Below are 19171 nucleotides of genomic sequence, written 5' to 3'. Positions count from 1 at the left end.
GGTTATAAATAGCTTGATTATTGATATTTTGCCTGAAGATTATCCCAACAAAAATTCATGAAAAGATTTATTCTAAAGTTGCTTAAGGTCATATTATTCCTTGTTTTGGCTGTAATCCTTGTTTTATTGGCCTCCTACAGGGGTGACATTTCTTCCGAGGAACTGATAGGAAAATACAGCGATGAAAACTCCTTTTTCTTGATGGTAGATGGTGTCAACGTTCACGTGAAGGTCAGAGGAGAAGGAGAACCGATCTTTTTGATCCATGGGAGTTTTTCTTCCCTCCATACTTGGGAAGCTTGGGAAAATGAATTGAGTCCATTTTTCATGACCATTTCTATGGACCTGCCGGGTCACGGCCTTACCGGTCCTGATGGCCAAAAAAGATATGGGATTGAAGATTATTCCAAACTGGTTTTTGGCATTGCTGATCAATTGGGTTTGGATGAATTCCATGTGGCAGGCAACAGTATGGGCGGAGGAGTAGCGCTAAAAATGGCTTCAGACCAACCTGACAGGATTTTGACGCTGAACTTGATCGATTCATCCGGTGCAAGGCAAAAAACCAAAACTGACACCGCCCAAAGCAAATCCTACAATTCAGGTGCAATGATATTTAAAGTAGCCCAAAATCCTATTTTCAATAAACTTTTGCTCAAATGCACGCCAAAATTCATTTTTGGGATTAACCTCAAGCAGGTCTTTTATGACCATTCCAAAATCACAGATGAGATGTTGACCAGGTATTACGAACTGTTGAGAATGGAAGGAAACCGTCAGGCTACTTTGGACAGGTTGACCACAAGGAAATCTTACGACGTGGATTTTGAAAAACTGACTATGCCTGTGCTGATTATGTGGGGCAAACATGATAATTGGATTCCTTTACAAAACGGAGAAAGGCTCGCGGAAGCCATTCCAGATTCCAAATTGAAGGTTTTTGAAAATGCCGGACACGTGCCTATGGAAGAAATACCGACAGAGACTGTCTCGGAATACTTATCATTCTTGGGGATTCAGGTAGAAAGGGATTACTTTTCCACGCCAAAATTCTTAAGCCATGTCCATTGAAACCTTATTGATTTCTCTTTCTATAGGTCAGTTTTTACTGGTCATTTTTTTAGTCATCAAAATCCAAACCCAAAAGTCAGACAAGGATTCCAATCAATTGGCTTTGAATCAATTAAAGCATGAATTTGCACAGCAGATGTCAGCCAATAGAACCGAAATACAAGAGGGATTGCTGCGTCAGTTTGGTTTGGTGTTTGACTCTTTAAGGGCAAATTCGAAAGAACAATCTGAGGTTTTGAAGGATTTTGGAAGGATTTTCAGAGAAAATGTCAAAGAATTCAATGAACTGCAAAGAGAAAAATTCCAAGACCTGATCTTCAAACAGGAAAGGATGTTGGCATCTACCGAAGAGCGGCTTGACAAAATGAGGGAAACGGTCGATGAAATATTGCAGAAGACCTTGGAGGCTAGATTAGGTCAATCATTTGAGTTGGTGACCAATCAACTTTTGGCTGTGCAAAAAGGACTTGGGGAAATGCAGAATCTGGCAACCGGAGTGGGTGACCTCAAGCGGGTGCTGAGTAATGTCAAAAGCAGAGGAGTGTTGGGAGAATATCAATTGCATGGGATTTTGGAAAATATCCTTTCCCCCGAGCAGTATGCAAGTAATGTTTCAGTCAAAAAGGGGAATGCGGAGCGCGTGGAGTTTGCCATCAAAATGCCCGGAAGCAAGGAAGACGGGCCGGTTTACCTTCCGATTGATGCCAAATTTCCGCAAGAGACTTTTTACAGGCTTCAGGATGCCTATGATACCGGAGACAAGCTTATCATAGATTTGGCAAGGGCCGAACTCTTCAAAGCCATCCGGAAAGCCGCACAGGATATAAGCCAAAAGTACCTTCATCCACCCTTTACAACCGATTTTGCCATGCTTTTCCTTCCCATGGAAAGTCTCTATGCGGAAGTTCTCCGTGAACCCAATCTTGCCCAATCCCTGCAAAAAGATTTCAAAATCATCATTACCGGACCGACTACATTGGCTGCCATGCTGAACAGCCTTCAGATGGGATTCAGGACTTTGGCAATTCAGGAAAGAAGCAGTGAAGTATGGAAAGTATTGGGTGCAGTCAAATCCGAATTTTCCAAATTTGGAGACCTGATCAGCAAAGCCCAAAAGAAAATTCATGAAGCGCACAGCGATTTGGATGAATTGGTAGGGACACGGACGAGGGTAATTCAGAGAAAGTTAAAGGATGTGGAAATGATGCCGGAGGAGGAGGGAAGAAAGCTGTTGGAATGATTGGTTGGATATTATTCCTTCTTATTTTTGAAAAAAATTTCTCTCCAATGAAATTCTTCGGCTTAATATTTTGCCTTTTCATCAGTTCATTTTCATCTGCGCAACAGATTTTCGATTTGGATCCCGAGGTAAGAGGAAATTCTATTGAAATCAACAATACCGCTGTAGACATGATTTCCAAGGGAAATTATGAAAGTGCAGCAAGGATTTTGGAGCAGGTGATTGTGAATGACCCTTCCTACCATGCGGCATATTTAAACTTCTACAGAGCAGGAAGCCAATTGGAGTCCAGGAAGGAAAAAGTGATCGAGACACTCCGTGAAGGACTTTTGATATTCGAAGAAGACGATGAAATGGCGTATTATTTGGGCAATATTCTGCAGAAAGAAAACCGCTTTTCAGAGGCCATTCAGGCATATTCTGAGGCAATTAAATATAGCAAAATCAATGGGGAGGAATTTGAACTCGTTTGGGCCTACCATTTTAATAGGGGCAATTGCTACCTGAAAACCAATCAACATGCCAAAGCTATCCCGGATTACGATTATGCTTTGAAATTGAGCCCTTTAAATGCAGACGTATTGACCAACAGGGGCTTCTCCCATTATAAGCTTGACAATACAAAAACAGCATGTGAGGATTGGAATGAGGCCAAAAGACTCGGAAACAAACAAACCGATAAGTACCTCCAATCCTTTTGTAAATAAAAAAACTATTTCTTATTGCGCTTAGGTACAAAACATCATACCTTTTGCCCGATTTGGACAGGAAAAGCTTTCACACCCCTGACATTTATTGAAATTATCAAATGGGAATGAACATTGTCATTGCAGGGGCCGGAGATATGGGTTACCATCTAGCCGAGCAACTAAGTTATGAAAACAAGGATATCACCCTTATTGATGTTGATAAAGATGCATTGGACAATGCTGCTTCGCATCTCGACGTCATGACCATCATGGGAGATGCTACCTCCCTAGAAATTCTTAACAGCGCAAATCTGAAGGATACCCATATGTTTATGGCTGTGACGACCTCAGAGAAAACCAATATTGTAGCAGCTACCTTAGCAAAGCAATTGGGAGCAAAAAGAGTCATTGCCCGGGTTCGTAACCATGACTACCTGGAACCTGAGCATGAGATTTACTTTAAAAATATCGGGATTGACAATATCATTTCACCCACGATGCTTTGCAGCGGTGAAATATACCGGATGATCAAAAACTCGACTTTCACAGAAGTATTTGAATTTGAAGGCGGCAAACTCAACATTGTCGGGATATCTTTGGATCAATATAGCCCACTATTTAATAAAAAGATTTCTGATATGAAGGACATCCCGTTGTTTGGGGATATCAGGATCGTGGCAATAGTGAGGGATCAGATTACGATAATCCCGAGAGGTAATACGGTCATCCGCAACAATGACCATGTGTTTTTCATCTCCAACAAGAAAGCTGTTGAATCCATAATCGAGCTATTGGGAGAGAAGAAAGTCACCATCAAAAACATCATGATTATTGGTGGAGACGATATGGCTTATGCCACGGCTTTAAAGTTGGAAGAAGAATTCAGGGTCACCTTGGTACATAGAGACAAAGAGCGCTGCAAATGGCTATCAGAAAGATTGAATAACACATTGATTATCAATGGTGATTATAAGAACATCGAACTTTTGATAGAAGAGGGTTTAGAACAGATGGAGGCATTTATATCGCTTACCGAATCTTCCGAAACCAATATCATCACCTCCCTAAGTGCTAAAAACCACGGGGTTTACAAGACCATTGCCCATGTAGATACAAGAGAGTACATCCACATCTCACACAGTATCGGCGTAGATTCATTGATCAATAAAAAACTGGTAGCTGCCAATCAGATTACCAGATTTTTGAAAAAAGGGAAGGTAGAGGCTGTTTCGGGAATCTACGGCGTAGATGCAGAAATTATTCAATATGTTATCACTAAGGGGAATAGGCTGACCAAAAAATCTCTTAAAGACCTTCATTTTCCCGATACTGCTATTGTGGCGGGTGTCATCAGGGGAGAAGATGTATTTATACCGGATGGGGATTTTATTCTTCATGTAGACGATAAAGCGATTGTTCTCGCTTTGCCTGCAGCCAAAGCCACTTTAGAGAAACTTTTCCATTGATATGATTCACTATAAAGCCATTGGAAAAGTAATGGGGGCATTGTTAATGCTTTTGTCTCTTTTGATGTTTCCTGGTCTTGGATTTTCCCTTTACTATGACAGTGGGGACCATTTTGCATTATTGATTTCTGCTGCTGCTTCATTTTTTGTAGGAGCTGTTATGTTTTTTTCATTTGCGAAGCAGGACCAAAATATCAGAAAAAGGGAAGGTTATCTGATCGTCACTCTGAGTTGGATTTTCATGTCTATTTTTGGTATGCTACCCTATATTTTGAGTGGGACTACACATACTTTCAGTGATGCTTTATTTGAAACCGTATCGGGACTGACTACCACAGGAGCAAGTATATTGACTGACATAGAAGTGGTTCCCCAAGGAATTCTATTTTGGAGAAGTATGTCACAGTGGGTTGGTGGTCTCGGTATCATCGTATTGACAGTAGCCATTTTTCCGCTTTTAGGAATTGGAGGAATTGAATTGTTTGTGGCTGAATCTCCGGGACCGACCTCTGACAAACTGCATCCACGAATTCAGGAGACTGCCAAAAGGCTTTGGCTAATTTATGTGGGGCTAACTTTTACGCTTGGCATCTTATATTATATTGGTGGAATGACTTTTTTTGATGCCGTCAACCATGCTTTGACTACCATGGCAACGGGAGGATTTTCAACCAAAAATGCAAGTTTGGCCTTTTATGATTCTGCTTTTATCCAGTATTCGGCCATTGTTTTTATGTTTTTGGCAGGAACCAACTTCACCGTGATCTACTTCGGACTGACCGGCAAATTTGATAGAGTGTGGCGATCTGACGAATTTAGAGCCTATGCTTCGACCATCATTGTACTGGCATTTTTCTTAGCCGTTCCTGTTTATTTTTATTCCGGCCATGATTTGGAAAAAGCTTTCAGGGACACTTTGTTTCAGATTGTTTCTCTGATTACTACAACAGGATTTGTTACTGCTGATTATACTTCATACAATGATGGACTGACTTTGATTTTCTTTATGCTTCTGTTTTTGGGTGCATCGGCCGGTTCTACAGCCGGTGGGATCAAATTTGTCAGACATTTGACATTCTTTAAAAACAGTTGGCTGGAGTTCAAAAGGATTGTGCACCCAAGGGCTGTAGTTCCCTTAAAAATAAATGGAGACAGAGTTACAGGGAAAATCATTACCCATATAATGAACTTCCTGCTGATTTACCTGATGATCTTTGTGACAGGATCGGTTATTATCTCTTTGATGGGTTATGACATCCTGACTTCTTTTGGGGCAGTTGCCACCTGTCTAGGAAATGTCGGTCCGGGAATTGGAAAAGTTGGGCCAATTTATAATTTTGCCTTTTTTGATCCGTATTCAAAAATAATTCTCAGCTTTTTGATGCTTTTGGGAAGGCTTGAATTATTTACAATTTTGGTCCTGTTTACCCCTTATTTTTGGAGAGCCAATTAGGATTTTGGTAGTGTGAAGCAAAAAGTAGAACCGGAACCGATCTGGCTTTTTGCCCAGATTTCTCCCCTGTTTTTTTCTACGAGCTCCTTGGAAAGCAACAATCCCAAACCTGTACCTTTTTCCTGATGGGTACCTGAGGTGGTATAAAAGTCATTTCCAAACAACTTACTCAAACCTGCTTCGGTCATGCCGATTCCTTGGTCAGAAACCGAAACTTTGTAAAAACTTTCTTCCTCCTCCAATGCTACTGTGATCTTGTCATGTGCACTTGTAAATTTCATGGCGTTGGTCAGCAGGTTACGGATTACGATCTCGAGCATGGTCTTATCTGCTTCTATTTCAATGGACTTGGGTATGTAATTCTCGAGAACCTGACCTTTATAATACCCTGATCCTAAAAGGAATGATATGTTTTGTTCGATCAATTGATAAAGGTTGAACCTTGAAAATTGAGTATTCATTCCCTTCATCTGACTCCTTGACCATATCAGGATATTTTCAAGCAACATGGAGTTATTGCCGAGGTTTTGGGAGAGTATTGGAAGGTAAGATTCAAATTCTTCCTGACTTAGGTTATCTTCATTGATAAGCTTTACCATTCCCCAAAGTGAATCCAAGGGGGCTTTTAAATCATGGGCAAGAATGGAGAATATTTTGTCCTTTTCAATATTCAGCCTGTTGAGTTCAGCAGCCTGACTTTCGATTTGTAACTGCTTTTCCCTGAGTCTCCTGATATTGTATATTTCTTTTTTGTAAGATCTATAGTAAATCGAAAGGGCTACAAACAGTGAAAATGCCAACATCAACAAGGCAAAGGTGATGTACATCTTGAACTTCTGATTGGACTGCATCAGTTCATTTTCTCTGCTTAGTGCGGCTATTTCATCTTTTTGCTTTTTGATGGTAAGCCCTGCAAGGTAATTTTTAATCCTTTCGGCACTTAAAACCTCCTTTTCCTCGTCCAGAAGGGAGAGGTATTTCTTGGATTCGGCTGTGTTTCCCCTGTCAAAATATAACTGGTACATCATCTCATAAATCTCAATCATCGATTCTGAGTTGGGTCTTTGTTCGTGAAGGACTTTTGCTTCTTCTGCGAATTGGACAGCCTGAGAAGTTTTTCCCGTCGCCAGGTTCAATTCCACAAGTTTCTCAAGGGCATGGATAGCTCTGATTTTGTCATTGGTGATGCCATAATGGTAAAGGTTCAAGATATCCTCTTCCACGTTGTTAAATTCCCCCATAGACATCAAAAGAACAGACCTGTTGAATTTCGAAACAAGCAATTGCCTCTCATTACCTTCTTCCTCACGGATAGCTATGGCCTTATTGATGACTTCCAATGCTTCCTTGTTTTTTCCCAAAGCCCCTAAAACAGGACTCATTCCGGTATAGTTATAAGCTAACCCTTCTTTGTTATCTACTTTTAGAAAATTGGTTTCAGCTGCTTTGTAATATTCCAGCGACTCTTCAAAAAGATCCCGGTAAAAATAGATTTGACCGATGTTATTCAGGGAATGTCCAATTTGGACAGGGTTTTTGTTTTTTTCACTTATAATCAATGCCTCCTCGTACAGTTTCAATGCTTCTTCCTGAAGGTTCATGTTTCTGTAATAGACGCCCAGCCTGTTCAAGTTTTGAGCTTCTAACTCATGGTCTTGAAGTATATTGGCGAGTCTGATGGCTTCAGGATAGTACTTTTGGGCAGAATCAGAATAGTGAATGACTTTGACCAACTCGGAGATTAAATCAAGTTTTTCTCTATCCGAATCTGCATTCTGATAGAGGTAAAGTAAACTGTCTGCTTTGGTACCATATTCCTGAAAATAGTTCCCAAATGAACTGGCCGGCGTAATAAACAGACTAAAAAGAAGCAAGGAAATTATTGGAAGCGGGTTAGATTTCAACATGTAATATTTTTCTGCTCTGAAAATAAAAATCGTTCGAAAATAGCCTTAAAACCTCTGATAACAAAATATTTAATTGAGAAAATGCTAAAAAAAAAGGCTCAAACAAATAACACAACTTCAATTATCAATTTTTGAATATAAAAATAAACCATCTGTTCCTTCTTGTTCCAATTTTAGCTATTCTATCATATAAGCTTTCATTTTTGCGACCCTGTCTTCAATAGACTCAGAAGAAATTGTAGCCCTAAACAAACGGTCCACCATAATAGGAAATGAAAATGGCGTGAATTGACCGGGGGTTTTCAAGACAATTTCATGGCTGTTGATCCGTCGGATGGCTTCGAGAACTTTGTCTTTTTCCATCTGCATATCCAATACCTCGCGGTGTGCCTGCTTGAGGAGTAAATTGTCTTGATCATAATCTTCAAATACCCCAAAAAGAATTCCAGAGTTGGACTGAAGATGTTTGAATTTTATCGGCTTTCCCGGGAATCCTTGGAAAACAAGCCCTGAAATGGTCGCCACGTCCCTGAATTTCCTTTTGGCCATTTCACTTTCATTGATACAGGACTTGATATCCTCTGCCAGATTATTTTCAGAAAAAACATCCTCTTCCAAAATGTCTTCTATCGGTATCGGCATATCTGAAAGCATCTCAAAACCATAATCGTTCATGGCGATACTTAGGCTCATTGGGTAGCTTACGCTGATCCTGTAGGCAATCAGAGCAGCAAGGATCTCGTGAACCATTCTTCCCTCAAATGGAAAAATGAAAATGTGGTAACCTTCCTTAGATATGATCTTTTCGATCAGAAGTGTCTTTTTATCCGGTACCAAGGAAATCCTGTTTTGCAGGTCGAGCAGCGGTGCTACATGAGCTATTTCTTCCGAGTCATAAATCCCATATGAGGACCTTTCCAGGATTTCTCGGATTTTCAATGCAAGTTTGGAAGTGAGTGAAATCCTTCCTCCCAAGTAGGAGGGTGTGTTGGTACTTTTCTTTTTGGAGAGCTGGACAAGGGCGCTCATTTCCTTGATGGCTACAAATTCAAGATTTCTTCCTGCAAAGAAAAAACGGTCTCCCGATCTCATTTTGGTAAAGAAATTCTCCTCAACCATTCCCAAGAAGGCACCATTCTTGAACCTGACTTTGAGCATGGGTTCGCTCACAATAGTTCCCATAGAAAGGCGGTGCACCATGGCCGCTCTTTTGTTTTTGATGCGGTATTTTCCGGTTTCATCCTTTTCAACTTTAGAGAATTCTTCGTATCCCTGCAGCGATTCTCCGCCTTGGGTAATAAACGACAAGGACCATCGGTATTCTTCCTCGGTGAGGTCTTGGAAAGTATAGGTGTTTTTAAGAATAGTAAACAATTCATCTTCATAAAATCCCTCCCCAACAGCCAAGGTGACCAAAAACTGGATCAAGACATCAAAAGTCAAAGTGGGGCATAAGATGTTTTCAGACTCATTGTTTTCCATGGCACTCCTCAAAGCAGCTGCTTCGACTAGCTCCAATGAATGGGTAGGCACAAAGTAGATAAGGCTTGGCAATCCCGGTTGATGGCCGGACCGCCCTGCCCTTTGGATAAACCTTGCCACACCTTTTGGACTTCCTACTTGAATCACGGCATCCACGGGTCTGAAATCCACCCCAAGGTCCAAGCTCGAGGTACATACTACCAATTTGAGTTTGCCAAAATGGAGAGATTCTTCCACCCAAGTCCTTACCGTCTGATCCAGAGAACCATGGTGAATGGCTGCCAATCCTGCCCAATCAGGTCTCTTTTCCATGATCTGATGGTACCAGATTTCTGTTTGTGCTCGTGTATTGGTAAAAAGTAGAACGGAATTATGTTTCTCAATAATCGGAATGACCTTGTCAATAAGTCTTACCCCCATATGTCCTGACCAAGGGTATTTTTCAAGTTCATCCGGATAGACAGTTTGGAGTTTGATGGTTTTTTCAATCTTGGCTTTGACAATATGAACGGGGTGTTTGTCACCCAAAAGAATCTGACAAGCTTCTTCCAGATTGCCGATAGTAGCCGAAATCGCCCAAAGTTTCAGCTCTTGAGGGCATTGATGGCGGATATAAGCCAAGGCCAATTGGACCTGTACACCTCTTTTGTTTCCCATCAATTCATGCCACTCATCGATCACAATTGCCTGCATGTTTTGAAACAAGGCATGATTGTCTTTTTGGGCCAAAAGGATATGCAACGTCTCCGGAGTTGTGATCAAAACCTCTGGAGGACTCTTTTTTTGAGAAAGACGCTCTTTGTTTTCCGTATCCCCATTCCTTACCGAAACTTTCCATGGCAGCCCGATTTCTTCACAGACTTCCTGCATGGCTTTTTGGATATCCTGTGCCAATGCCCTTAAGGGCGTAATCCAGATCAGCTGGATGCCGTTTTTTCTGGGTTCTTGCCAATCATCAGGGTGGCTACGAATGTATTCTAATATGACAGGAAAAAACAAAGCAAAGGTTTTCCCGCTTCCTGTTGGGGCATTGAGCAAACCGGATTTGCCATCTAAAAAATCCTGCCAGGTTTCCACCTGAAATTCAAATGGAGTCCATCCCTTTTTCTCGAAATATTGAAATGCAACTGAAAGGGGATTATTTGCCATAGACTGAAAGTAATGATTTTAAATCTTCCAAAGTATTGGCTTCTTCGATTGGCTTGTCTTTTCGCCATCTTTGGATTCTGGGAAAACGCAGGGCAATTCCGGATTTATGTCTTGGGCTTTCCTGTATCCCTTCAAAGGCGATTTCAAATACCATAGCAGGTTTGACTGTGCGTACGGGACCAAATTTTTCAAGGGTATTTTGCTTCACATATTTATCTACTTCCCGGATTTCCTCATCCGTCAGTCCTGAATAAGCTTTTGCAAAAGGAATGAGTTTTTCACCCTCCCAAACAGCCAAGGTATAATCAGTATATAGGTCTGCCCGTCTTCCATGTCCTTTTTGTGCATACAGCAGCACGCCATCAATGGTAAGCGGTTCTATTTTCCATTTCCACCAAGAACCTTTTTTCCGGCCAACCTCATAAGGGGAATCTGATTTTTTTAGCATAAAACCTTCTGCCATTCTGATTCTTGATTCGCCCTGAAGTGTAAGCAAATCATCCCAATTATTCGCTTCGACCAAAGGGGAAATAATTAACCTGCTATTGTCAATGGTGTTGACAAGAGTATCCAGGATCATCCTACGTTCTTTGATGGGATTTTGCCGGAGATCAATTCCTGATTGTTCCAAAATGTCGTAGGCCATAAAACTTACCGGAGCTTCCTGAAGGATTTTTTTACTCAGGGTTTTTCTTCCGATCCTTGTTTGAAGCAAGGAAAAGGGTAGGGGCTTACCTTCTGAAAATGTGAGAATTTCACCATCCAAAACAGTTCCTGAGGGCAATTCCAAAGCCATTGTGGCAAGCTCCGGAAATTTTTCAGTGACCAATTCTTCCCCTCTTGACCAGATAAATACTTGGCCATCTCTTTGGATGATCTGCCCTCTGATTCCGTCCCATTTCCATTCAACCTGCCAATCATTTAAATCTCCATAAGTAGACAATTCCTTTTCCAAAGGATAAGCCAAGAAAAAAGGATAGGGCCTTGAGAGGTCGTCACTTTGTTTTTTTGACAGAATCAAGTCTTGAAATGATACACTTTGGGGATTCCAATCGCCCATAATGCGGTGGGCGATTTCGGTTTTTTCCAGATCAAAGGCATCTGCGACAGCTTGGGTGATGAGATTTTGGCTCACCCCAATCCGAAAACCGCCTGTCATGAGTTTGATGAAAATAAAGCGTTCTTCTTTAGTCATCATTTGCCAAGCCTGCAGGATTTTTTCCTTTTTGGCACCTTCATCAAGTTTACTTAGATCCATCAAATAGCGTATCCAATAACTCAGGGAAAAATCCTGCTGACCATCCGTGACAGGCAAAAGCAAGGAAATCGTTTCAGCCAAGTCGCCTACGGTCTGATAGGATTCTTCAAAAAGCCAATCGGGAATTCCTGACCATTCGCAGCACCATTCACGCAACAACCTCGTATTGACCTGTCGCTTCGGCCTGCGATGTGTAAAAAGCGCAATCGTCCACATCCTGTCCTCATCCTCAGCAGACAAAAAATACTCCTTCAGCGCCTCGATTTTATCCGTCGTTTTGTTACTTTGGTCAAGGCGCATGAACAAACCTGCAAAATGTCTCATGGAATGGTGTTTCTACTCCGTTCAAACTTCAGATAATGTGACAAGGTTCACATCAGGGGAAAACTTAAAATTGTATATTTAACCCGTTATGGAACTTCGGTTCAAATCCAGCGTAATTATTGTAAAAACCATACCGATATGAAAAAGTTGGCATTTATCTTTCTTTCATCCCTTGTCTTGTTTTCTTGTGAGCAAGAGAAAGAAACTATTTACACCACCAATGAACTGACTTACAACCTTTACCAAGGTTCTGACTTCAATTACACAGGTAAAGTCCAGATAAAAGAATTACTGAGCGGGGACTTAGAACTGACATTGGAACTCAATGGAAGCAAGGACACTGATCCTTATTTTTTTCCAGCCCACTTACATTTTGGATCCTATGAAACTGCAGATTCTCCGATTGCATTTCAACTTGACCCTGTAGATATCAGGACTTTGAAAAGTGTAACTATTCTCGGTCAGCTTTCTGATGGGTCCAAATTGAAATTTGCTGACTTAAATACTTTTGATGGACATATAAAAATACATTTGGCTGATTCAGGACCTGACTACCAGGTTATCTTGTCGGTCGGGAATATCGGCACCAACGATAACAGCCCCCAGGCATTTAAAAGGGAGGAAATGTCAATCTGTTCCCCTTACCTCAAATAAAAAAAGGTCATCGCAGGATGACCTTTTTTGTTTAGGTTATTTCACCTCTTCCATTACTTTTGGAACGGTAAGCATTTTAAATTTTTCGTGGAGTTGGGCGATTTCCGCATGCATTACTTTTTGATAATCGAGATGTTCGCTGTCTTTGAAAGGTTTCATCGGATTATGCACATGGTATTCGCGGCCATGCTCATCATCGTGCGAGTGCTCAAATCCCGGAACTTCAATGATATCCTTGTCCCATGTTTTTAGCTCTTCTTTCAAATCAGAGTAGTCAATGTTTGATTCTTTGGCCTGCTTCTCAAAACCGGTAATTTCTTCCCTTAGATCCAGGGATTTTTGAAGGTAATCATTTGCCTCGGCATAGATTTTTGGGTCTCCTTCAATTTCTTTTTTTCCCGAACAGGAAATTGTCATGAAAAGAACGGATCCTAAGATCAGAAGGTGGGATAATTTTTTCATAGCGTTGAAATTTTTATGCCAATATAATCAAAAAAGGCTGTTTCGATAGAAGCAGCCTTTTGTAATTTATCAATTCAAAGTAACAGGAAATGTAATATCCAAGTCAGTTTCTCCGCCTGCCTGTACAAAATTCTCCCAGTTTGGATTATTTGCACCTGCAAAATTTTTGTTGAGATCATGTCTCAATACAACTCTCATCTGAGCGGCATTAAAGCCAAGGGTCTGAACATTCCCTATTAGTCCCACAGGATTGCCATCAATGTCTTCATCACCGTAGCTATAGCTCAGCAGCGCAGTTCCGCTAAAGGCCGACCCCAAGAAAAAGAATTGATGCTCTTCTTTTTCCTCGCGGATTTCTTCAGTGATGTCTTCGTTTTCTATGCCATTAAAAAGAAAAATTTCCATCAAATAGGTTTTTCCCCTGCTTAAAGCGATTGTTTGGATTGTTGGGCCATTGCCAAGCTCAAGACCATCAGGATCGGTGGCTTTAAATTCAACTGGCGTTCCAACAGGCGCTCCCGCTGAATTAAGCTCGGTAAACTTGAGGGTAACTGCTGTGATAACTTCACCTTCGTTTTCCGGTTCCGGATCATCACTTTTGCAAGAAGAGAATAAAACTGAAATAGCGGAAAATGCTAATACAAGGTAATTGAATCTGTAATTTTTCATTTTAGTAATTGGTTTATAAAGTATTGATTAAAATTCATAATTGAGTTTGAGGAAAACATTCCTTCCGAGTTCATGGGAAAAATACCTGAACCGGTTCATATAATCTTTGTAGGCTTCATTAAAGAGATTGGTGACCTGCAAACCCACATTAAGCTTGTCTTTTCCCATTTTGAAAGATGTTTGAACCCCGAGGTTCCAAAGCATGTAAGCAGGTGGGGCAGGAGCGAGGTCAAAATCCGGTTCTCGGGTTTGTTTGGCTACAGCCAGATTACTGAAGGAAATCTTTGATTCGTTTTTTGATAGACCGGTCAGAAATTGATAGCTCAATCCTGTTTCCAGCCGGTCAGCCGGGATAAATGGCAGAAAGGAATTTTCTGTAGTGTTTTTAGCCCTGACAAGTGAACCTCGGGAGAACAACTCCCAGTGTGAAGACATAGTCCAAATAGCGCTCAAGTCTGAACCGATAAAATACGCATCAGTCTGGAGGTATTCAAAGACATTGAATGTTCCCCTCAGGGAAACAAACCTGTCCTCAGTCGGATTGAGGTAGATATAATTATTGATCCTATTGGCATAGCCTGTAAGTTCAATGTTGAGCTTACTGTCTGAATAATTCAGGGTGTTCATCCATTTAAAGGACTGCTCACTTACAAAATCAGGGTTTCCGATTTCAATTCCCGCCAGTCCATGGTGCAATCCCTGACTGAACTGCTCATTGATGCTCGGTGGTCTCCAAGCTGTGCCAAGATTGGTATTGAAAGTCAGGTTGCGGGAAATAGGATACATAGCCCCTATGAATGCCGAAAAATTATTGAAGTTGAAAACATCCTCCTGCAGCACGCCGCCTCGGTTGACCCTTGCGGCCTCGACATGCCTATAATCATACCTCAGCCCTCCCTCAATTTCCAACGGCCCGCTTGTGAATTTTTCGATGGCAAAGAAACCAACATTGAGCATGTCATAATTTGGAATCAAAGGCACCACTCCTGTACCTGGAATATTGGAATTTGCCTGCTGAATGAGTTGCACGCCGACAGACCCGTTCCAGTTTTTTCTTGTTTGATGGTTGTAGCTGAGATCAAGTGTATTGGTAAAAAGCACCAAGTCCAGAGAAGGTCTGCTGTTCAATTCACCCCTTCGTCTGTCAAATTCCTGCCTATGATTTCTCTGAAAAGCATATTGGATATTCAATTTGGCTCCTCCTGCCATATGGTAATGCCCCTTCAATTTCAAAAGCTGATGGTCAACATTTTGCCTAGGGCTTTGGATCTCATAGGTGAAATCAGGATTTCTAAAGGGCCTTCCGTTTTCGATGATACTTTCCAGATCTGAAAGGTTGCCGGTGTGCGAATCAGTCAAAATACCAATAGAGGTCTGAAAATGACTCAAATACACCTCGGTTCCCAGTCGGGAATTGCTGAATCCCAAGGCTCCTGAAAAATTCAACTCCCGTACGCCTGTATTGTCAAGCATGTAGTCCGGTGTTTGGAGATTTCCCGCGATTTTTGAAGATGCCTGAACCCAATAACCCAAGCCTTTTATTTTTTCGGAACCTCCCAATAAGCCAAACGAACCGTTGATTCCTCTACCGTTAGAGAATCCTATCAGGTCTACTTCTCCACTTTGTCCGCCTTTGACCGGAAGAGGTGCAGGATTCACCAAAATCACTCCACCCATGGCATTCGGACCAAAACGGACTGTCTCAGCTCCTTTGACCACGGAAATTTCCCGGGCTAAAAAAGGATCAATCTCAGGAGCATGGTCCGCTCCCCACTGTTGTCCTTCAAGTCTTACTCCGTTGTTGAGAATCAAAATCCTATTGCTGTGAAGACCATGTATAACAGGCTTTTGGATGCTGGATCCTGATGAAAATGAAGTAACCCCTGGAATTCTTCTCAAAGTCTCGCCGAGGTTTTGACCTCTGGAAATCCTCAATTCTTCCCCATAAATACCCGAAACAGTATTGGTAGTCAAAAGCGCTTCCTCATGTCCATGGATCTCAACACCTTCCAATTGGATGTCTTCAGCCAACAATCTGATGGTTAAATTCATATTGGACTTAATGTTGACTTTTTCCAAATGCTCCTTGTGACCAAGGTATTGAACCCTGAGAGTATGGTTTCCTATGCAAATTTTTGAAATCCTGAAATTTCCCTGCATATCCGTCACCGCACCGATTTCTGATTCTATGAGCCAAATATAAGCCCCGACTATAGGTTCATTGTTTTCTTCATGGACCACCTTCCCCCTTATAGTCAACTCACAGGATTCTTGCCCCAAAGCATTGATAGCAAAAAGAATGAATGAAAGGAAAAGGGTAACTGACTTGGACATAAATGTAACTATGTTGCAAAAATAGTCATCCTATCTATTTAGACCTAATGTTAATGCAACTTTGTTTCAATTTCTGACTTCAAAAAATATCGGAGGGCTTTATGCCAAGAAAAAAAAACTTTTCCGTCAATTGATTTTGATTTTTGATCTATACGGAACCGATAGTATGCCGTAACTGATTTGAATTATAATTTATCAAAGGTTTCCCATTGCTTTTATTTTTTGAAACTCTATTGAATCTAAATTATATTTTGACTTAATTTATCAAGGCCAAATGGTATTTGGTATTATCTATCACTCAAAAATTATTCTATCATGATCAAAAAATTCTACAGATTTATGGGAAAGCCTGCCGGAATTGCAGCGTTAGGCCTAGCTCTTGTTACATTCTCCTGTCAGGAAAATGCAGAATCACCGTTGATGGATTCCCAAGACCAAGTAATGAGGTATCAAAATGGTGATATCATTCCCGGAAGCTATATCGTAGTCTTAAAGCCCCAATCTTTGGGATTCAGAAAGGATGGGAGCTACCAAGACAATCAAGCTTCTATGAGAAAAAGTGCGTCAGGTATTTTAGCCAAATACAGAATTTCTGACCAAAATATCGGGGCAGTCTATGCGGCAGCTTTGGATGGTTTTGCAGTGAAATTGGATGAGAGCGAACTTGAACTGTTAAAAAATGATCCTGCTGTAAGCTACATAGAGCCTGACAGGGTGATGACAATAGCCCAAAAAGGCAAGCCAGGTGGAGGCGGAGGAAGTACAGCCCAAGAGACTCCTTGGGGAATCACCAGAGTTGGCGGTGCAGTTAATTACACCGGTACAAACGCTGCCTGGGTAATTGATACAGGTATTGACTTGACTCACCCTGACCTCAATGTCAGAGCAGTTGATGGCTTTACTGCCTTTACTTCAGGAAGAGATGCCAACCTCAACGATGGAGATGGACACGGAACACACGTTGCAGGAACTATCGCGGCTATCAACAACTCGATTGGTGTGGTAGGCGTGGCTGCCGGTGCCCCTGTTGTACCTGTTAAAGTTCTGGACTCAAGGGGTTCAGGTTCTTATACAGGCGTAATTGCCGGAGTAGATTGGGTTGCAGCTAAGGGAAAAACTGGAGACGTGGCAAATATGAGTTTGGGTGGTCCTGTGTCTCAGGCGTTGGATGATGCTATTGTAGCAGCAGCCGGTAAGGGCATCAAGTTTGTGATTGCGGCCGGAAACAGTGCTGCAAACGCAAATAACTATTCTCCTGCAAGGGTAAATGGTGCCAATATCTTTACCATTTCAGCTTCTGATATTAACAACAGGTTTGCTACTTTTTCCAATTTTGGAAATCCTCCAATCGACTATTGCGCTCCTGGAGTTAGCATAAAGTCAACATGGATTGGCGGCGGATACAATACCATAAGCGGAACTTCTATGGCAGCGCCACATGCAGCGGGTGTATTGCTTTTAGGAGCAGCAAGAACTTCAGGATTTGTGACCGGTGACAAGGACAGCACTGCTGACCCAATCATTTCAAGATAATTGCAGCATAAAAATTATAATCATAAACCGCCTTCTTCACAGTTTGCGGTTTATTTTTTTCAATTCCCAAAGGATTTCTTCTAAACCGTTGAGGCGGATTTCATAAAGTGTACTCAGCCACATTCCAAGTTTACCTTCGGGAAAACCTTTCCTATGCATCCAAATCAAATAGTCTTCCGGAACATCGCATAGCAGCTTTCCTTTATACTTGCCAAAAGGCATGGTCTTCGTGACCAGATCAATCAATATTTGCCTGTCCATTGACCAAAAGTAGAAGATAAAGAATTAAATGTGGCTTTGATCCGGAATTTCCTGCTTCCGATTTTAATGGCAGTATTATTGATCACAAAGTGAGTGTGGAAAACTGATTCTTTTTTCTATCAGTAAAGTGAATTCCAAAAACATCTTTCAAAAAAATGAGGTTTTCATTCCGAATGCAGTATTTAGCTAATAACTTCGTGTAGTTCAAAAAACCAAATCAAAACCATGAAATCTATCACTTTTAGCAATGGCGACCAAATGCCAATTATTGGCCTTGGCACATGGAAATCCAAACCCGGAGAAGTATATCAGGCTGTCCTTTGGGCAATTGAAGCCGGATACCGGCATATAGATTGCGCCGCAATCTATGACAATGAGAAGGAGGTTGGCAACGCCCTCGACAAAGCATTTAAAGATGGTCTTGTCAAAAGAGAAGACCTTTTTATCACATCCAAATTATGGAACAGCAATCACCGACTTGATGATGTGGTACCTGCTTTGAAAAAAACGCTGAAAGACCTACAACTACAATACCTTGACCTTTACCTCATCCATTGGCCGGTAAGCTTCAAAAAAGGCGTATCCTTTGCCCAGACAAGGGAAGAGTTCTTCACTTACGGAGATGTGCCTTTGGCCCAAACATGGGAAGGGATGGAAGAGGCAAAAAATCTGGGATTGACAAAACATATCGGGGTCTCCAACTTCAACATTTCCAAACTTGAGGAAATAATCAATTCAGGAACAATGTCTCCGGAAATGCTTCAAGTTGAATTGCACCCTTTCCTTCCACAGAATAAGTTGGTCAATTTCTGCAAAGAAAAAGGCATTCTACTGACTGCTTATTCCCCGTTGGGTTCGGGTGACCGTGCCGCTACTTCCAAAAAAGCCAATGAACCAAGCCTTTTGGAAAATGAAACTGTCAAAGAATTGGCCTCCAAACATGGCGTCACAGCAGCGCAGGTTTTGGTGTCCTATTCTGTCCACAGGGATATTGCTGTCATTCCAAAATCTGTAAACCAAGATAGAATCAGTCAAAATCTAGCTTCTATTGAAGTGAATCTGGATGAGGCTGACATGGAAAAACTTGCCAACATAGGAACAGCATATCGGTTTATCGACGGTTCTTTCTTTACCGGAGCGCAAAGCCCCTATAAGTTGACTGACCTTTGGGAAAAAGAATAAATAATAGATAGCCATTTTACCTGCTGAATGTCTCAGG

Annotated in this window: 15 protein-coding genes; 8 read left to right on the top strand and 7 right to left on the bottom strand. The window is 41.4% G+C overall.

What is annotated here, in order from left to right; genetic code table 11:
• The first annotated feature begins 57 nt into the window (after positions 1 to 57).
• From MMU05_RS06080 to MMU05_RS06060, 5 genes are all read left to right on the top strand, one after another.
• Complete coding sequence (locus MMU05_RS06080; protein ID WP_241140784.1) at positions 58 to 1071, top strand: alpha/beta fold hydrolase; 1014 nt, start codon at positions 58 to 60, stop codon at positions 1069 to 1071.
• A complete protein-coding gene (locus MMU05_RS06075) occupies positions 1061 to 2311 on the top strand; it encodes a DNA recombination protein RmuC (protein WP_241140783.1) in 1251 nt (416 codons plus the stop codon). Before MMU05_RS06080 ends, MMU05_RS06075 begins: the two co-directional genes overlap by 11 nt.
• A gap of 47 nt (positions 2312 to 2358) precedes the next feature.
• Complete coding sequence (locus MMU05_RS06070) at positions 2359 to 3018, top strand: tetratricopeptide repeat protein (RefSeq protein WP_241140782.1); 660 nt, start codon at positions 2359 to 2361, stop codon at positions 3016 to 3018.
• Positions 3019 to 3119: 101 nt separating this feature from the next.
• Positions 3120 to 4466 (top strand): Trk system potassium transporter TrkA, encoded by a 1347-nt coding sequence (gene trkA, locus MMU05_RS06065; protein ID WP_241140781.1) that lies wholly within the window; start codon positions 3120 to 3122, stop codon positions 4464 to 4466.
• Between the two features lies 1 nt (position 4467).
• Complete coding sequence (locus MMU05_RS06060; RefSeq protein WP_241140780.1) at positions 4468 to 5919, top strand: TrkH family potassium uptake protein; 1452 nt, start codon at positions 4468 to 4470, stop codon at positions 5917 to 5919.
• On the opposite strand, the gene MMU05_RS06055 is transcribed toward MMU05_RS06060, so the two are convergent.
• From MMU05_RS06055 to MMU05_RS06045, 3 genes are all read right to left on the bottom strand, one after another.
• On the bottom strand, positions 5916 to 7826 hold the full coding sequence (locus MMU05_RS06055; protein ID WP_241140779.1) for a tetratricopeptide repeat-containing sensor histidine kinase: 1911 nt from the start codon (positions 7824 to 7826) through the stop codon (positions 5916 to 5918). The genes MMU05_RS06060 and MMU05_RS06055 overlap by 4 nt on opposite strands.
• A gap of 177 nt (positions 7827 to 8003) precedes the next feature.
• On the bottom strand, positions 8004 to 10457 hold the full coding sequence (locus tag MMU05_RS06050; protein ID WP_241140778.1) for a ligase-associated DNA damage response DEXH box helicase: 2454 nt from the start codon (positions 10455 to 10457) through the stop codon (positions 8004 to 8006).
• The gene (locus tag MMU05_RS06045; RefSeq protein WP_241140777.1) at positions 10447 to 12039 is read right to left on the bottom strand and encodes an ATP-dependent DNA ligase; all 1593 of its coding nucleotides are present in this window, start codon (positions 12037 to 12039) and stop codon (positions 10447 to 10449) included. The genes MMU05_RS06050 and MMU05_RS06045 overlap by 11 nt, the downstream gene beginning before the upstream one ends.
• Positions 12040 to 12177: 138 nt before the next feature.
• Here MMU05_RS06045 and MMU05_RS06040 point away from each other — a divergent pair, with 138 nt between their 5' ends.
• Positions 12178 to 12693: a hypothetical protein gene (locus tag MMU05_RS06040; protein WP_241140776.1), complete on the top strand. Its 516-nt coding sequence runs from the start codon at positions 12178 to 12180 to the stop codon at positions 12691 to 12693.
• A 36-nt stretch (positions 12694 to 12729) separates the two neighbouring features.
• Here the strand turns inward: MMU05_RS06040 and MMU05_RS06035 are convergent, their stop codons facing one another.
• The 3 genes from MMU05_RS06035 to MMU05_RS06025 form a co-directional block, all read right to left on the bottom strand.
• The gene (locus MMU05_RS06035) at positions 12730 to 13155 is read right to left on the bottom strand and encodes an outer membrane protein assembly factor BamD (protein WP_241140775.1); all 426 of its coding nucleotides are present in this window, start codon (positions 13153 to 13155) and stop codon (positions 12730 to 12732) included.
• Positions 13156 to 13224: 69 nt separating this feature from the next.
• Positions 13225 to 13824, bottom strand: a complete 600-nt coding sequence (locus MMU05_RS06030) for a hypothetical protein (protein WP_241140774.1) — start codon at positions 13822 to 13824, stop codon at positions 13225 to 13227.
• Between the two features lie 27 nt (positions 13825 to 13851).
• Complete coding sequence (locus MMU05_RS06025) at positions 13852 to 16158, bottom strand: TonB-dependent receptor (protein WP_241140773.1); 2307 nt, start codon at positions 16156 to 16158, stop codon at positions 13852 to 13854.
• A 315-nt stretch (positions 16159 to 16473) separates the two neighbouring features.
• Here MMU05_RS06025 and MMU05_RS06020 point away from each other — a divergent pair, with 315 nt between their 5' ends.
• Positions 16474 to 17691 carry a S8 family serine peptidase gene (locus MMU05_RS06020; protein ID WP_241140772.1) on the top strand — a complete coding sequence of 406 codons (1218 nt, stop codon included), beginning with the start codon at positions 16474 to 16476 and terminating at the stop codon, positions 17689 to 17691.
• A 36-nt stretch (positions 17692 to 17727) separates the two neighbouring features.
• On the opposite strand, the gene MMU05_RS06015 is transcribed toward MMU05_RS06020, so the two are convergent.
• Positions 17728 to 17952, bottom strand: coding sequence for a DUF3820 family protein (locus MMU05_RS06015; protein WP_241140771.1), 225 nt, complete (start codon positions 17950 to 17952; stop codon positions 17728 to 17730).
• Positions 17953 to 18177: 225 nt separating this feature from the next.
• On the opposite strand from MMU05_RS06015, the gene MMU05_RS06010 reads away from it, so the two are divergent.
• Positions 18178 to 19134, top strand: coding sequence for an aldo/keto reductase (locus MMU05_RS06010; protein WP_241140770.1), 957 nt, complete (start codon positions 18178 to 18180; stop codon positions 19132 to 19134).
• Positions 19135 to 19171: the final 37 nt, after the last annotated feature.

Origin of the sequence: Cognataquiflexum rubidum (genome assembly GCF_022538115.1) — a bacterium.
GTDB classification, from domain to species: domain Bacteria; phylum Bacteroidota; class Bacteroidia; order Cytophagales; family Cyclobacteriaceae; genus Cognataquiflexum; species Cognataquiflexum rubidum.
This window is presented reverse-complemented; position numbering and strand designations above follow the sequence as displayed.

What these genes read in the sequence shown, in the direction of transcription:
- MMU05_RS06080 (WP_241140784.1), top strand. Translation starts at nt 58, where the DNA reads ATGAAAAGATTTATTCTAAAGTTGCTTAAGGTCATATTATTCCTTGTT.
- MMU05_RS06075 (WP_241140783.1), top strand. Translation starts at nt 1,061, where the DNA reads ATGTCCATTGAAACCTTATTGATTTCTCTTTCTATAGGTCAGTTTTTA.
- MMU05_RS06070 (WP_241140782.1), top strand. Translation starts at nt 2,359, where the DNA reads ATGAAATTCTTCGGCTTAATATTTTGCCTTTTCATCAGTTCATTTTCA.
- trkA (WP_241140781.1), top strand. Translation starts at nt 3,120, where the DNA reads ATGGGAATGAACATTGTCATTGCAGGGGCCGGAGATATGGGTTACCAT.
- MMU05_RS06060 (WP_241140780.1), top strand. Translation starts at nt 4,468, where the DNA reads ATGATTCACTATAAAGCCATTGGAAAAGTAATGGGGGCATTGTTAATG.
- MMU05_RS06055 (WP_241140779.1), bottom strand. Translation starts at nt 7,826, where the DNA reads ATGTTGAAATCTAACCCGCTTCCAATAATTTCCTTGCTTCTTTTTAGT.
- MMU05_RS06050 (WP_241140778.1), bottom strand. Translation starts at nt 10,457, where the DNA reads ATGGCAAATAATCCCCTTTCAGTTGCATTTCAATATTTCGAGAAAAAG.
- MMU05_RS06045 (WP_241140777.1), bottom strand. Translation starts at nt 12,039, where the DNA reads ATGAGACATTTTGCAGGTTTGTTCATGCGCCTTGACCAAAGTAACAAA.
- MMU05_RS06040 (WP_241140776.1), top strand. Translation starts at nt 12,178, where the DNA reads ATGAAAAAGTTGGCATTTATCTTTCTTTCATCCCTTGTCTTGTTTTCT.
- MMU05_RS06035 (WP_241140775.1), bottom strand. Translation starts at nt 13,155, where the DNA reads ATGAAAAAATTATCCCACCTTCTGATCTTAGGATCCGTTCTTTTCATG.
- MMU05_RS06030 (WP_241140774.1), bottom strand. Translation starts at nt 13,824, where the DNA reads ATGAAAAATTACAGATTCAATTACCTTGTATTAGCATTTTCCGCTATT.
- MMU05_RS06025 (WP_241140773.1), bottom strand. Translation starts at nt 16,158, where the DNA reads ATGTCCAAGTCAGTTACCCTTTTCCTTTCATTCATTCTTTTTGCTATC.
- MMU05_RS06020 (WP_241140772.1), top strand. Translation starts at nt 16,474, where the DNA reads ATGATCAAAAAATTCTACAGATTTATGGGAAAGCCTGCCGGAATTGCA.
- MMU05_RS06015 (WP_241140771.1), bottom strand. Translation starts at nt 17,952, where the DNA reads ATGGACAGGCAAATATTGATTGATCTGGTCACGAAGACCATGCCTTTT.
- MMU05_RS06010 (WP_241140770.1), top strand. Translation starts at nt 18,178, where the DNA reads ATGAAATCTATCACTTTTAGCAATGGCGACCAAATGCCAATTATTGGC.